Consider the following 15,082-nt stretch of genomic DNA (forward strand, 5'->3'; position numbering starts at 1 on the left):
GTTGGACGAAGTCACCGGAGCTCCGAGGGAGCAGGAAGGCTGCGAGAGGTAATCAGGCGCATGGCCTCTTTGCTAGCGCTGCCTGATAGCTGGCTCTGCGGAATCGTGCCCGGCTCAGGCACTGGGGCCTGCAGCATGGCCTTACAAAATCTACTCGGCCCGTCTCCAGTCGAGACATTCTTGTCAGACAACTTCTCGCAGTATTGGGCAAATGAGATCGATACGTTAGGGCTTGCCCCCCAAAATCGGCACATTTGTGCTTACGGAGATTTTCCGAACACGAGCAGGATCGATCCCAATCACGACATTGTTCTAGTGCTAAACGGCACCAACAGCGGCGTCTGTCCACCGGATCTTGACTGGATTCTTCCTGACCGTGCCGGGCTTGTGATCGCAGATGCCGTCTCGGCGGCTTTTACGAGGCCCATCGACTACGATCGGATCGATGTTCTGTGCTGGTCATGGCAGAAGGCGCTTGGGGGCGAAGGCGGCCATGGCATGATCGCACTCTCGCCTCGGGCCCAGGCACGGCTGAAGGTCGGCGGACGTAAGCCTGTAGCCAGGCTCATGAGACTGCACAACGCCGACGGATCTGTAAACAAGGCGTTCTTTGGCGGCCGGACGATCTCGACCCCCAGCATGTTCGCCGTCGCGGATATCCACTCTGCGCTCGACTGGGCCGAAGCGTGCGGCGGACTACCAGGGCTTCTGAAAAGGGTTGCCAATAATTATGCTGTGATGGACGACTGGGTGAACTCTACTGCCTGGATTGATTGGACTTGCACCAATCCCGCAGCACGCTCCACCTGTTCAATTACTCTTCGGCTTGTGCGAGAGCACGCTGCCGGCGAGAAAGAGGACGACGGCAAAATCGTGGCGGAGATGATCCGTCTACTCGAAGCCGAAGGCGCGGCTTTTGACATTTGGAGCTACGGTGACGCGCCGCCGGGATTTCGGATATGGGCGGGCCCGACGATCGAGGCAGATGACTTGGCGATCTTATGCAAGTGGCTGGCCTGGGCGTATAGCGAGACGTGCGCGGCCAGCATACCGCCCGAAGCGAGGGTCGTGCGTCACGGCTACTTTCCGCCCTCTAAGGCGCGCGCGGTTCAGCCAAGCACGGAATCGGCTTGTCCTCAAACCGCGGCCCTCGAAAGCCCACCTCCCCAGACACTGGCAGATTGCTATGACGCGATACTTTTCGACGCGACGGGGGTCCTGATCAGCCAAAATGACGCCCTGCCTGGCGCTGCTGATATCTTGGCCAGACTTGATACGTCCGGTCAGCCATACTACATCGTGACGAATATCAGCAGTGGATCGGACGAAACGATATTAGCACGTCTCCGCGGCGCGGGACTTCCGATTCCGGCGGTCGACCGTATCGTGTCAGCGGGAGGTGTTGCGCGGCATCGCGTACTCGAAGAGCTGGCGGCCGGGCGGTTAGTTTCGTATGTGGGCAGTGCACAGGCCGCGCATGACATCTTCGGCAAGCATCCAAATCTTCATTGCGCTGACACGGTCGAGACATTCGACACGCTCGTAGTGCTCGATGACGAAGGTTTCGATTTTAAACGAGGGGCCGATCACATCCTTTCCACTTTTCGACGCAGACTGATCGAGACGGGCGAAATGCCCCGTATTATAGCGGCAAACGCGGACATCATTTATCCTAGCAAAAACGGCACACTCGTCTTTGGACCAGGCATAATAGGGCCAATGCTTCAAGCTGGACTAGCGCCCTTCGGTGCTCCTCCAATCTCGGTAGAGATAATGGGCAAGCCAGGAAGAGCGATTTTCGAAGAGTGCATCGCTCGGGCCGGTACCGACCGTCTTTTGATGGTTGGCGATCAGGTTGATACCGATATCAAGGGCGCAAAGGCGGCTGGGCTCGACGCACTTCTCGTAACCACTGGCCTCAACAGCTGCGGCGAGTTGCGTCAAGACGAGAACGGCGCTGCCGATTTCGTCGCAAAGAACCTCAATCAAATTTTCGACGGCAGTTTGTCTCCACACCTTCGATCGGCGATGCATTCCAGCAGAACAAATCAGGTTTGAGCAGCTTGGAGCGAGAAGCGCGGATTGGAAGACGTGCATCTGCGCAGTGATAGGGCTGCGGCTCATTTTTTGGGGCGGCAACACGCGCCCTCTAATGAGCGCGCGGGTTGCTGTTCCAGCGAGGAGGAGATTCAGGATGCAGAGGCAATCGAGCGCTCCATGCCGGATGGAAGGAAAGTGATGACTAAGAAAGAGGCCGTTCGCAACAACATCAGCATACGCGCCAGTTCCAGGCGAACTTCCCGCGCGAAAACTATGCGACCGAGGTCACCCTCGGCCTTTTTTTGGCGGGGGACTAGGCCATGACTGGTCGGAAAGTCGGTTTCATCGGTACAGGCACCATCACCGATGCCATCGTGCGAGGATTGCTCCGGGAACCGGCGGCTCTGTCGCGCGTCCTGGTCTCCCCACGCAACGCCGAGGTCGCCGCGAAACTCGCCACGGATTTCTCATCGGTAACGGTTGCAGCCGACAATCACTCAATCGTCAAAGGCTGCGACACTGTTGTTCTCGCGGTTCGCCCTCAGATCGCGAAGGATGTCGTCCGCTCCCTCCCCTTTCGAAATGGCCAAACCGTGATCAGCGTGATGGCTGCGACTGACCGAGCTACACTCATCGACTGGATCGGCTCGAATGTGCGCCTGACGCAGGCTATTCCCCTCCCCTTCGTCGCCGAGCGCAGAGGCATCACCGCAGTCTATCCACGGGATCCCGAGACAGCGGCGATCTTCAAGGTGCTGGGCGGCGTGGTGCAATGTGACTCAGGCAAGGAGTACGAGTTGCTTGCCGCCGCCAGTTCCCTGATGGCAACCTATTTCGGTATCATGCATGGGGCATCCGAATGGCTGGCCTGGAAGGGGCTGTCCAGAGACAAGGCGAGATCCTATCTCGCGCCCCTATTCACCGAACTATCGAGAGTCGCCCTGGATGCACCCTCCGGAGTTCCCTTCGCCGAACTCAGTCGCGCATTCGCGACCAGAGGCGGACTGAACGAACAAGTCCTTGGCGACTTTGAAAAACATGGCGGAGCCGATGCACTGAAGACGGCGCTCGATCACGTACTCGCCAGGATCGAAAAAGGCTTCCCACCGGAGCACGTCAAACTTAAAAGGTCGGCCGCGTGCACGCAATGATCACCTCGCATCGGGCTGCGCCAGCGTCAAGGCGACCCGACAACACGATGCCGCCTTCCTCACCTTCGTCCAGGAGCGGCACCTTGCCGATGTCGGCGCCAGGTTGATAGCATTCCTTCAGATATGCAGGTATACAGGCTCCTGCCAAAGAGGCTCTCGCCGACCTGGCCGTAGGAGATCGGCCGCTTGCGATTTCGACCTTCGACCAGCTCGGAATTCCATCCAATGCCCTCTTGAGCGCGCTCACTGAAGGGCCCCCATATCGAATAGTTGTCGAACTTAGCACTGCCAATGAACAGCTTCGGCAAGGCAAGAGCGAACAGCATCTCAGACTCTATAATTTGCTTCTGCTCGGCACGTCTTTTATCGACCGGTTAACCACGATAACTCCAACCTCCGACGGCGCGCCGTGAAAGATGGTCGAGGATCCACGTGACTGCACAGCCTCAAACGATTCAATCTGATGGAGCATCACCGGCCAGCCGACCTGTGCATCATCTCACCCAATTTCGCCAGATAAGTTTCGCTCTGAGTGGTCCACGGGAACGAGAAGTTAAGCGCAACGAAGTTTCGGAAGGACGCCTCGATCGAGAAGATAGGGCCTGGGAGGAAACTGAAGTCGGATTCTATCGCCTGAAGCAAAGCGCCAGTAGCATCGAAGGTGACTGGACCTCGTACCCAGCACATAAACCCGCCGGCGGGAGGCGATACAACACATTCACTGGGAAAATGTTCTGCGATTAGCTCGAGACCCCGTTGCATCCTCGCTGCAAGTGTGCTGCGCAATCGCCTCAAATGTCGGTCCTGACTACGGATTGCCAGAAACGTGGCGATCGCGCGCTGGACAATACCGTCACCGCTGTTCAGTCCGTGTGTATACTGGTGTGTCATCAAACGCCGTGTGTGGGTGCCGGCAATGATCCAACCCAATCCATACGCTGGCGGGAGCGAGGCCATGAAACTCCCGAATTGCACCACGATATCGGACGGATCGTGTTGTTTAAACGAAGGCTGCCTGCTGCCATGGTAGTTCAAGTCGCTGAACATGTCATTTTCAAGGATAAGCACTTGGTGTTGGCGGGCAATTTCCACGACACGGCGCATGGTTTGCTCGGAATAGGTCACGCCTGTGGGATAATGATGGGAGCCCATAAGCAATGCTACGCGAACGGAATTCGAGCGGACAAGATGCAGGAATTGTTCGGGATTAATGCCAGAGCGCGGGTGGGAGTAAATTTCCACCACGGAGAGGCTCTTACGGTTCAATCCGGCCAGCATTGGAAAATAAGAAGGACTTTCGACAAGGACTACGTCTCCTGGCTTGGTAAATGCATTGAGGCACATGTCGAAGCACGACATGCCCGTGTTACCGACGATTATCTCCCCGTGTGCTACGACGCATCCTCGCTTTGATACGCGGCGCGAAATTTCGTGTCGCAACTGCACGTCGCCTTGTGGTGAATCGCACCCAACAAGCCTAGTCTCGCCTTGCCGCAAGAGCTGGCGCAAAAGCCGGTCTATTTCGCTGCGGTCGAATAAGTCCGGACTTGGGTAGAAGCTGCCGAATGCGCCAAGCTCATTTGAATAACAAATATGTAGCAAAGCCTCAGGCAGATTTTTAACAGTCTCTCCATCGCCATCGTGGCCCCCTGAGCCTGTGACTGGCGCGGGCAAACCGACGACATAGAAACCTGACCGCGGCCGGGCCTCGCAAACACCCTCAGCCTCCAGGAGCTCGTACGCATGATGCACCGTCATCGGGCTGTAACCGGTATCCTCGCTTAACTGCCGGACAGACGGCAGGCGATCACCGACCCTCAGAGTCCCCGTGCGAATGCGGCGCTTTATGAGGTCAACGACAAATTCGTAGCGGCGCATGGCCGATGTCTGGGTACCATGGGTCATAGGATTGGACTTCCTATCGCAACTGGCACCTGCTGTGTCTGCACAAGAAAGCCGTTCCACCGTTAGACGAACAATGGGTCGCAGTCAGATTGTTGCAGCACTTGAGCCTTCTGCACCGCCATAGACCCATCAATATCAATCCTTTCTGACCGTTAAAATGCACAAAAGCCACCAATTCCGCGGAGCACAGTTTCTGGCGAGGACGCGCTTCGAGGTTTGGAAACTGGGCCGTCTGTGCTGAACGAATTCGCAGGAATTTGACACTAGCGCGCCTCCATATTTTTGTTTCTTTTTGTCATGTTGGTAACGTTCAAAGTCGCGAGGCGCTGAGGAAGGTTTATGGAAACGGTCGTTATCATCGGAGGAGGACTAGCAGGACATCGTGCTGCCACAACGCTCGCCGAGCTATGTCCTGAGCAGCGCACGGTCCTGATTCATAGCGAAAGCGGGACACCCTATGACAGGCCGCCGCTCTCCAAGGACTTTCTCTTGGGGGGCAAGAGGCCGACTCTGAAAGGGTCTGACCTGTATGCAGACCGTGTCGTTTTGCGGGATGGGACGAAGGCCACCCTAGTCGACCCTCTTCGACGCATCGTCCATACTGATATCGGTGAACCGGAACACTACGACAAGCTGTTGATCGCAACGGGATCTCGAGCACGGCTCTTCGAGAACTCCAGTGTGGACCCGGCACAAATTCATTATTTGCGCACTGAACCAGACGCTTTGCGATTACGCGCGGCTCTTGTGCCTGGCCGGCGGCTGGCAGTTGTAGGCGGTGGTTTTATCGGGCTGGAGGTATCAGGGATGGCTCGCCGCTTGGGCTGTCAAACAACGGTCATTGAGTTAGCGCCACGACTGCTGCCGCGCAGCGCCTCACTCTCTTTGTCAGAATGGGTCGCGACGCGTCACACGAGCGAAGGTGGTGAGTTCCGTTTGAACTGTGCGAATCTGCGTATGTCGAATAATTCAAAGGGCGAGGTCGTTCTGACTTGGAATGGAGGGTCGGTCGTTGCTGACATGGTCCTTATTGGCATCGGGATTGGGCCTAATGCGCAAATCGCCGCTGACGCTGGCATCGACACCGCTGACGGGATCGTTGTGAACGCTCGCTGCGAAACGTCCGTTCCGGGAATATATGCTGCCGGGGAAGTGACGAACTATCCTGTGCCCGCGCTTGGCCGGCGGCTACGCAGTGAGAGCTGGACCGTGGCCGGCGATCAGGCCGTCGTGGCCGCACAAGTTATGTGCGGTCTGGATGCACAGTATCAGGACCTACCTTGGTTCTGGTCCGATCAGTGCGGCGTAACCATCCAGTCACTCGGGCTGCCAGCGCTCGCGACGCGCCTGTATCGCATCGGAGACGTCGCGAGCGAACGGTGGCTGGAGATTGGCGCCGATGACCAGGGACGTTTTGTCAGTGCCGTGGGGGTCAACCCCGGTCGTGACATGATGCAGCTCCGGCGAGACGCAAAGGCTGGCAGGCCTATATCGCCTGATATAATGAGCCGAGCCGAGGAAGTCGATCCGTCCGATATATACCTCGCAACTGGCTAATCGTGGCAATCGGAGTGAACTGTGACAACAGTAGAAAAGAACATAGGTACAGCGCCGCAGAACTATGAATGGATCGTTCTTTGCGCCATTTCCGATCTTCAAGACGAGGCCGTAACGCCGTTCGAGATCGACGATAACAAAATTGCCATCTACTTGATCGGCGGCAAAGTACACGCGACCGACAACGTTTGTTCACACGCATTCGCTCTCCTTTCTGATGGCTGGCTGGAGGGGACTCTTATCGAGTGCCCTTTGCATGGTGCTCAATTTGAGATCACCTCCGGGGAAGTGGTTCAAGGCCCGGCTGACTGCCCAATCACCGTGTTCAAGACGAAGGTGGAAGACGGCCAGGTCCTGGTGCGACTTCCCGTAGAGTGAACAAAGCAGTTTCTGCTTAAGCTTTCTGCAGCAAGAACATCATTACTGGCGACCAAACAGGCCGCCAGCGACCTCGCGCCGACGACAATTTTTCAGTGTGAACAAAGGACCATGAAACTATCGGCGAGGCATTGAACCCTCTCGTGCGACGGCACGGTCCAAGATACGCAGCGGTGAGCAGAGCGGGGCGTCAGGGCCGACTGTGCGCGCGGGTTTCGGGCAAGCCGGCATGCCGTTGCGGACAAGCTCTCGGGCCGCGTCGGAGCCAGCCATTATTCTCAACGAAGAATGCGTCATTACTGTCGAGTTCGGCACAGTTGTGGAGATGGACGCTCGGATTTGGCGCGCGGGGCTTGTTGGACTCCGGCGGCTCGCTGGACGAAAGCAAAGAAAGATTGGCGCAGACACGCCCCTCGCATCGCTCTGTGTATCAGGCTGCCGTCGTCACTAAGGCACCTGATGGTGGCGTTGTGCTGGTGCAATTTGCCGTCATCTGCATCTAGAAATGCGGAGCTTGGCGCTTACTTTCCCTGGCGGAGCGAGTCAGCGAGACAAACTGGATCCAGAGAACCCGAGCCAGGACAAATCAGAAAGATCGTGGAAGATATTATTGTTATCCGAAGCATTGCCGCGGGGTCACGCTGCTGCCTCCGAGGTTCAGCCATGTGCGCCCAGGCTCCGATACTCAATTTCACCGCAGCAAAGACAGGCACCCTCACCGGTGAAATATTAAGTACTCCGCCAACATCAAGATTGAACAGCGTGTCGAGTAGGGAAAGAATTCGATGAGCGATGCAAGCAGCACGTTTGAAAGCTATGAGAGTGATAGCCATATGGCGGATTCAAGAAATTTCTACTCACTGGTTGACGGCTCTCTTGTCCGTGACGGCCTGAAATTCAACGTCATAAACCCGGCGACGCAAGGCACTGTCGGAACCGCAATAGTACCCGGAGCGAAAGTTCTGCAGCAGGCGATCGACGCTGCTGACCGGGCTTTTGTGACTTGGCGGGCCGAACGCTGGACGGTGCGCAGTGGCCTCCTCCTTGCTCTGGCGGACGTTATCCGGAAGAACGTTGAAGAACTTGCACGCCTTCTGACCCTGGAGCAGGGAAAACCGCTCCAGCAAGCTCGAAACGAAACCATTTCGTGCGCCGAATTTCTTGAGCACTGTTCAGGCCTGGAGTTGCGGCCTATCGTACTGAATAATAAGCCGGAGGCATACGCGGAGCAATTCTTTGTACCGTACGGTATCGTCGCAGGAATAGTTCCGTGGAATTTTCCACTTGAGGCTGCAATATCCAAAATCGGGCCAGCAATCATTACAGGAAATTCCATAATCATTAAGCCGGCACCGACCACTCCATTAACGACCCTGCGCTTCGGTGAACTTATTAGGGATGTTGTTCCGGCAGGGCTTATTCAGATCATCGCGGACGATGGATCCCTTGGTCCACAGCTCGTAAGCCACCCCAGTATTGCAAAAATTTCTTTTACGGGATCCACCGCATCCGGCAAAGCAGTCATGACGTCTGCTGCTCAAGGCTTAAAGCGTCTCTCTTTGGAATTGGGTGGCAATGATCCGGCAATCGTGTTCGACGACGTCGACCGGAAGAGTGTAGCGCAAGCCATTTTCAACGCGGCATTTCTCAATAGTGGACAGGTCTGTACTGCAATCAAGCGGGTTTACGTTCATGCGGCTATTGCAGATCGATTCTGCGAATGCCTGGCTGCTCTGGCGCGGAATGCAGTTGTGGGCGACGGTTTGGACGACAATGTCACCGTAGGTCCTCTGCAGAATAAAGCCCAGTTCGATAAAGTTCTTCAATACTTGGACGAAGCGGAGAAAGTCGGCCGCATTGTCGCGGGGGGGAAAGCGCCAGCTCTTGCCGGCTATTTCATCAACCCTACCATCGTGACGGACATCTCCGACGAAGCCTCGCTCGTCAAAGATGAGCAGTTCGGCCCGATTCTTCCAGTCCTGACATTTACGGATGTCGATGACGTTGTGCGCCGGGCCAACGCCACGCCTTATGGTCTTACTGCTTCCGTATGGTCGGCCGACAGAGATCGAGCGGCGCGGATCGCTCGGCGGTTGGACTTCGGAACAATATGGGTGAACAAGCATCTGGAGTTCAATTTAGATTATCCGTTCAGTCCTTGTAAGGAATCCGGCTTTGGGACCGAAGGAGGTATCGAGGGATTGAAGGAATATGCTCAGCCTCGCCTGCTGAGCTGACATATTGGGACCATATTGTGGATCGATGGCGCGAACGACGGTGGTTCCGGCCCAAATTGGCGCAGATATCAATCCGTTCAGTGGCGCCAATGTCTGAACCGGTGCTGCTTAGACACCACCGATGCTGGATTTTAAAGCCATCACTGTTCTTGACGCTCGATGTGTCAAGATTGTCTCGCGTCGTCCTCCGGGGTGCGAGTTCCACGGCCGCTACCCGTTTGCAAGAGACCTGCGCAACGCAGGCGCCTGCACCGTTGCTCGGATCGAATAACCCGAGACAACTGCCACAAGTTAAGAAGAGATCCGTCCAATGAAAGATATCCGCGTGGTCACCGATTTCCCGCGCAAGGTTCGTGAGATCGAGAACCTGTGGATCCCGATGCCAGATGGCGTTAAACTCGCTGCCCGCATCTGGCTCCCCGAAGACGCCGAGGCCGATCCGGTCCCTGCCATCCTCGAATACCTGCCCTACCGCAAACGCGACGGAACCGTGGAGCGCGATGCACTTACGCATCCCTATTTCGCCGGTCATGGCTACGCCGGCGTACGTGTCGACATGCGTGGCACCGGCGACAGCGAAGGCGTTTGCAAGGGTGAATATTTGAAGCAGGAACAGGACGACTGCGTGGCGGTAATAGAGTGGCTGGCGAAGCAAGCCTGGTGCTCCGGCGCGGTTGGCATGATCGGCATTAGCTGGGGCGGCTTCAACGGGCTCCAGGTCGCCGCCCGCCGCCCGCCGGCGCTCAAAACCTTGATCTCACTGTGCTCTACCGACGACCGCTATAATGACGACATCCATTATCTCGGCGGCGCGCAGATGTGCGACAATCTGGACTGGGGCACTACCGCCTGGGCGATCGCCATGACGCCGCCCGACCCACTGATCGTCGGCGACCGCTGGCGCCAGCTTTGGGAAGGCCGCCTCAACGGCAACGGCATTTGGATGCAGGACTGGTTCGAGCACCAGCGCCGCGACGAGTTCTACAAGCACGGGTCGATCTGCGAGGGTTATTCCGATGTCGAGATCCCCGTTTACCTCGTCGGTGGCTGGGCCGACAGCTATCCGAACCCGATCTTCCGCATGCTCGAAAGCCTGCCTGGCATCCGGAAAGGCCTGATTGGTCCTTGGGGTCACAAATATCCACATTTCGCCATGCCAGGACCGCGCATCGGCTTTCTCAAGGAATGCCTGCGCTGGTGGGACCAATATCTCAAGGGCATCGACACCGGCATTACCCACGAACCGATGCTGCGTGCCTGGATGCAGGACCCGTGTCCGCCAGCCGCTATTTATGATGAGCGGCCAGGCCGCTGGGTTGCAGAGCCGTCATGGCCGGCACCCGGTCTAGGCGAGCGCTCGTTGGCCCTTTCGCCGGGGCTCCTTGCCGAGGGCGCCGGCAGCGACGACGTGCTGAGAATCTGTTCGCCTTCGACGGCGGGGCTCTCCTCGGGCGCATGGTGCGGCTACGGCGTGGATCCGACCTTGCCGGTCGATCAGCGCATGGAAGCCGGCAACGCACTCGTCTTCGAAACGAAGCCTTTGGAAGAAGCCGTGGAGATTCTCGGCTTTCCTGAATTCGAGGTCACGCTCGCCGCGGACAAGCCGGTTGCTCTGATCTCGGCGACGTTGTCGCTGGTGCTCGAGGACGGCGCGGCATTACGCGTCAGCTACGGCATTCTCAACCTCACGCATAGGCATGACGACCTCGAACTGCAGCCGATGAAGCCGGGCGAGACCGAGATTGTGCGCATCAAATTGCGTTGCTGTGGCCAGCGGTTCGAGAAGGGTCAGCGTATCCGCCTTGCCGTCGCAACGGGGCATTGGCCAATTGTCTTCCCGGGGCCGGAGAAGGCGACGCTGTCGATCCATTGCGCCGGCAGCAGGCTGATCCTGCCTGTGCGCAAGCCGCAGCCACTGGATGCAGCACTTGCGGCGTTTGACCGACCGGAGAGCGCAATGCCGATGCTGCAGGAAGTGATCAAGGAGGGTGAGCCTTTCCGGCGCGAGGTGACAACCAACCAGATCACCGGGGAAGCCACTTACACCGTCGTCAGCGACGGCGGAAGCGTGCGTCATCCACACGCCGGCATCACTCTGTCAGCCAGGCAGACAAACGTCTTCGTCGTCCATCCGGACGATCCGAATTCGGCACGGGGAACCGTGACCTGGGAGAAGTGCTACGCCCGAGGCGATTGGGACGCCAGAGTTATTGTTTCTGCAACGATGCACGCGCTGCGTCATGTCTGGCGCATGGAAACTCATCTCGTCGCGCGTTCCGGCGACGAGACCATTGTTGACCGCGAAGAGGTCAAGGAGTTTCCCCGCGATCTGAACTGAGAAGATGAACCCGGCGGCCTCGCCGCAGATCGAATCAGGTGTTAGTTTCGGCCGATTCCATAGTCATCTGCGCGTCAGAGTACGTCTTCATGAGGACTACGCGACGAATTCTATCGCGCAATCAATGCTAGAAACCGAAGAAGAGTGCACCGGGCGCGGCGCCCGTAGACGCGCCCGCCGGCGTCGGCGGCTTCGTCGCTGGATTTAGATCCCGGTCGAGGCCCATCAGCAGCGTGTCGGCTGCCGCACCAGCCGCTTCGGTGGGCGCTGCGAACGTAGCCACCGCGCAGAGCGGCCCAAGCGAGCAACACTGATCCCGATGCCGCGGCCTCGGTTGGTCTCAACTCAGATGTCCGACCTTTGCCACGACCACCCGATTCTTCAGCGGCATCCGCCTCCGATGACATCAGCGGTCGCCGTAACCGGACCTCCTCAGGCAGTCGTGGCTGCGCGCGCGTCTTCAGGTTCGGTTCTGCTTTCGCCCTGTGGTGGTGCATTTTGATCCAATCTGTCTATTCCGCAGATGGAGCGAGGTTATTAGGTTTAACATGGCTTCTCGGATCAGTTCCGTCTCGCTTTTGCCAGGGAGGAAAAATGGCTAAGCACGTGGTGGGCAAGGCAGAGGATGTCGGCCCGGGCATGCGCAAGGTCTTCGAGGTGCGTGGCCGGCCGATCGTCATCTTCAATGTCGATGGCGACTACTTCGCCCTCCTCAATCGTTGCCCTCACCAGAGCGCTGAACTGTCGATGGGCTTGATCTCAGGTATTGCAACGGCAGATGAGCCCGGACATGTCCAGTGTTCGCGTCGCGGGGAGTTCATCCGCTGCCCTTGGCACGGCTGGGAATTTGATATTCGCACCGGTCAGTCATGGTGTGATCCGGGGCGAATATCAGTGAAACAATACCCGGTATCGATAGCTGCGGGAGCGGAATTGGTCGAGGGTCCGTATAAAGCGGAAACCTTCCCTGTGAGTATCGAAGACTCATACTTGGTCGTCGATCTCTGAACGATCGACCCGATCCATCGTGAGATGGCAGAGTTTCTTGGAAGCGAGGCATTTATGCTCCACAAGCCGACATCGGTAATCGATTGCGATATTCATCCCGCAGTGCCGGGAAACGATGCTCTGATCCCCTATATGGACGAGTATTGGCAGGAACAATTTATCAGCCGCGCGATCGGCGAGATGGATCTGGCTAGCTATCCGCCGAGCGTACCGCTGTCATGTCGCCCGGACTGGCGGCAAGATGGTGAAAAGCCGGGCGTCAGCCTCGATCGCTGCCGGGAACAGGCGCTCGATAAATTCAATTGCGAGATCGCAATCTGTAATCCGCTCTATGGCGGTCAAGTCGCGGCAAGCGGTTTGATGGGAGCAGAAGTATGCACCGCGACCAACAAATGGTTGGCTCGGGAGTGGCTGGATGCTGAGCCCCGTTTGCGCGGTTCGATCGTCGTGGGCTCGCAGCTTCCCGAGCGGGCTGCGGAGGAAATCCATAGATGTGCCTCCGACAAAAGGTTCGTTCAGGTCCTGTTGCTGGCCGGCAACGAGATGCTTCTGGGCCGGAGCCATTTTTGGCCGATCTATGAAGCGGCCCAAAAGCATGGGCTGCCTGTCGGCATCCATGCCGGGACGATGTATCGCTATCCCACGGCGAGCGGCGGCATGGGGTGGCCGTCGACCTACCTCCAGGACTATGCCAGCGGAACTCACATTTTCGCGGCGCAGCTCCAGAGCCTGATCATGGAGGGCGTATTCGCCAAGTTTCCGGACCTCACCTTCGTGATGATCGAGGCGGGCATCAGTTGGGTGCCCAGTTTTATCTGGAAGAGCAAGAAGGACTGGCATGGTACCCGCGGCGAGGTCCCGTGGGTGAAGCGCTCTCCCGCAGTGGAAATCCGGGATCGTGTCCGGTTTACAATCCAGCCATTCGATACGTCGAAGGATCCGGTGCACGTCGAGAAGCTGATAGAGCATCTCGGCTCCGAAGACATGCTGCTCTTCTCTTCCGACTACCCGCATTGGCAGTTCGACGGAGATGATCCGATGCCACCCGGTTTTCCAGCGCGGCTTCGCCAGAAGATTGCACAGGAGAACCCGCTGCGGACATACCCACGGCTGAAGGAGACGGTATCATGAACGATACGATAGCCAGCCCGAAGCAGCCGGTGCGTTCCACATCTTCGGTAGGCATTGCCGATTGCGATATCCATCCGGCGCTCAAAGACCGCTATGGCCTCCATCCGTATCTTTCCAAGCGATGGCGCGATCATCTCGATCAGTATGGAGAGTTGGGATTCGAGGCGTTTGCCAGCGGCTACAACTATGACGGATCCAATCCAATGTCGTGCCGTCGTGACGCCTGGCCGGATGGCGGGCTACCCGGTTCGGACCTGGCGCTCATGAGGAAGCAGCACCTCGATCCCAACAATGTCGTCTTCGGTGTGCTCCAACCCATGGTAGGGCTGCCCAATGGCGGGCGCAATCTCGATCTCAGCAACGCGTTGTCCACGGCGATCAACGATTGGCAGATCACCGAGTTCGTCGAGCCAGAGGACCGGCTGAGAGCATCCGTTGTGGTCGTTCCAGACGATGTCGTTGCCTCGGTCGCAGAAATCGAAAAGCGGGCTCTGGATGCGCGATTTGTCCAGGTGGAGATATTCGCAGGGACAACCGAACCATTGGGCCACCGGCGCTACAGGCCTATCCTGGAAGCCGCGGGTCATCATGGCTTTCCGATAGGCATGCACATCGGAGGCCGAGCCGGCGCACGGACTGCCAGCGGCTGGCCGTCCTACTACTGTGAGGACCATTTGGATCTCACCTTCGCTGCGCAGTCGCAGATTATGAGTCTCATTCTCGATGGCGTGTTCGATCAGCTGCCATCTCTCAAGGTGGTCATCGTCGAGTGCGGCTGTACCTGGTCGATCGGACTTGGACACCGGCTCGACATGTTGTGGCGGCGCATGGGCTCGGAAGTGGCGAGCCTGAAGCACCCGCCTTCGCAGTATCTTCGCAAGCATTTCTACTTTTCCACACAGCCGGTGGAAGAGCCGGACAATCCCGAGGAACTGAACTACCTGTTTGATCAGATCGGCTGGGACAAGCTGCTGTATGCAAGCGACTATCCCCACTGGGACTTTGACGACCCCCGCTATGCCTTCAAGGCTCGGATATCCGAGGAACACAAGGCGCTGCTGTTTCGAGAGAACGCCAGAAACGTTTACCGGGGCCTGTAACGCGAACCCGAATATCAGCATGCGCATAATGCGCCAGGCACTACGCCAAGATACAGCAGCGTAGCCACTTCATACGTGGCCCACAGGAAGGATTTCGATGGCTGGGCAACCGACGGCGCAACGGACTGGTCCTGACGAGACGTGTTGTCCTGTTTCACGCGAACGGAGACTTGAGAGGGCCGACGAGAAAGCGAACTGCGCGGCGGACACGGACCGATCCGTGCGGCCCGACAAACT

10 protein-coding genes and 1 pseudogene are annotated in these 15,082 nt (G+C 57.7%); 9 read left to right on the top strand and 2 right to left on the bottom strand.

From position 1 onward, the window contains the following. Window positions 1–180 precede the first annotated feature (180 nt). Complete coding sequence (locus BPNPMPFG_RS35510) at window positions 181–2,058, top strand: HAD-IA family hydrolase (protein WP_258597772.1); 1,878 nt, start codon at window positions 181–183, stop codon at window positions 2,056–2,058. Between the two features lie 302 nt (window positions 2,059–2,360). Then, entirely contained in the window at window positions 2,361–3,191 is an 831-nt protein-coding gene (locus BPNPMPFG_RS35515) for a pyrroline-5-carboxylate reductase (protein WP_258597774.1), read from the top strand. On the opposite strand, the pseudogene BPNPMPFG_RS35520 reads toward BPNPMPFG_RS35515, so the two are convergent. Both BPNPMPFG_RS35520 and BPNPMPFG_RS35525 read right to left on the bottom strand, forming a co-directional pair. After that, window positions 3,163–3,444 (bottom strand): annotated as a pseudogene (locus tag BPNPMPFG_RS35520) (cupin domain-containing protein); the annotation flags it as partial. The gene BPNPMPFG_RS35515 and the pseudogene BPNPMPFG_RS35520 sit on opposite strands and share 29 nt — an antisense overlap. Window positions 3,445–3,662: 218 nt before the next feature. Next, complete coding sequence (locus BPNPMPFG_RS35525; RefSeq protein ID WP_258597775.1) at window positions 3,663–5,096, bottom strand: aminotransferase-like domain-containing protein; 1,434 nt, start codon at window positions 5,094–5,096, stop codon at window positions 3,663–3,665. A gap of 339 nt (window positions 5,097–5,435) precedes the next feature. On the opposite strand from BPNPMPFG_RS35525, the gene BPNPMPFG_RS35530 reads away from it, so the two are divergent. The 7 genes from BPNPMPFG_RS35530 (at window position 5,436) to BPNPMPFG_RS35560 (ending at window position 14,845) form a co-directional block, all read left to right on the top strand. Then, a complete protein-coding gene (locus BPNPMPFG_RS35530) occupies window positions 5,436–6,653 on the top strand; it encodes an NAD(P)/FAD-dependent oxidoreductase (protein ID WP_258597776.1) in 1,218 nt (405 codons plus the stop codon). Window positions 6,654–6,674: 21 nt separating this feature from the next. After that, entirely contained in the window at window positions 6,675–7,031 is a 357-nt protein-coding gene (locus tag BPNPMPFG_RS35535; protein WP_258597777.1) for a non-heme iron oxygenase ferredoxin subunit, read from the top strand. Between the two features lie 785 nt (window positions 7,032–7,816). Continuing rightward, window positions 7,817–9,268, top strand: a complete 1,452-nt coding sequence (locus BPNPMPFG_RS35540; RefSeq protein WP_258597782.1) for an aldehyde dehydrogenase family protein — start codon at window positions 7,817–7,819, stop codon at window positions 9,266–9,268. Window positions 9,269–9,578: 310 nt separating this feature from the next. Next, the gene (locus tag BPNPMPFG_RS35545) at window positions 9,579–11,606 is read left to right on the top strand and encodes a CocE/NonD family hydrolase (protein WP_258597787.1); all 2,028 of its coding nucleotides are present in this window, start codon (window positions 9,579–9,581) and stop codon (window positions 11,604–11,606) included. Between the two features lie 594 nt (window positions 11,607–12,200). Next, window positions 12,201–12,614, top strand: a complete 414-nt coding sequence (locus BPNPMPFG_RS35550) for a Rieske (2Fe-2S) protein (protein WP_258597789.1) — start codon at window positions 12,201–12,203, stop codon at window positions 12,612–12,614. A 24-nt stretch (window positions 12,615–12,638) separates the two neighbouring features. Further along, window positions 12,639–13,745: an amidohydrolase family protein gene (locus BPNPMPFG_RS35555; protein ID WP_258597791.1), complete on the top strand. Its 1,107-nt coding sequence runs from the start codon at window positions 12,639–12,641 to the stop codon at window positions 13,743–13,745. Beyond that, window positions 13,742–14,845, top strand: a complete 1,104-nt coding sequence (locus tag BPNPMPFG_RS35560; RefSeq protein WP_258597794.1) for an amidohydrolase family protein — start codon at window positions 13,742–13,744, stop codon at window positions 14,843–14,845. The genes BPNPMPFG_RS35555 and BPNPMPFG_RS35560 overlap by 4 nt, the downstream gene beginning before the upstream one ends. Window positions 14,846–15,082 lie beyond the last annotated feature (237 nt).

Origin of the sequence: Mesorhizobium sp. AR07 (assembly GCF_024746815.1) — a bacterium.
GTDB lineage: Bacteria > Pseudomonadota > Alphaproteobacteria > Rhizobiales > Rhizobiaceae > Mesorhizobium.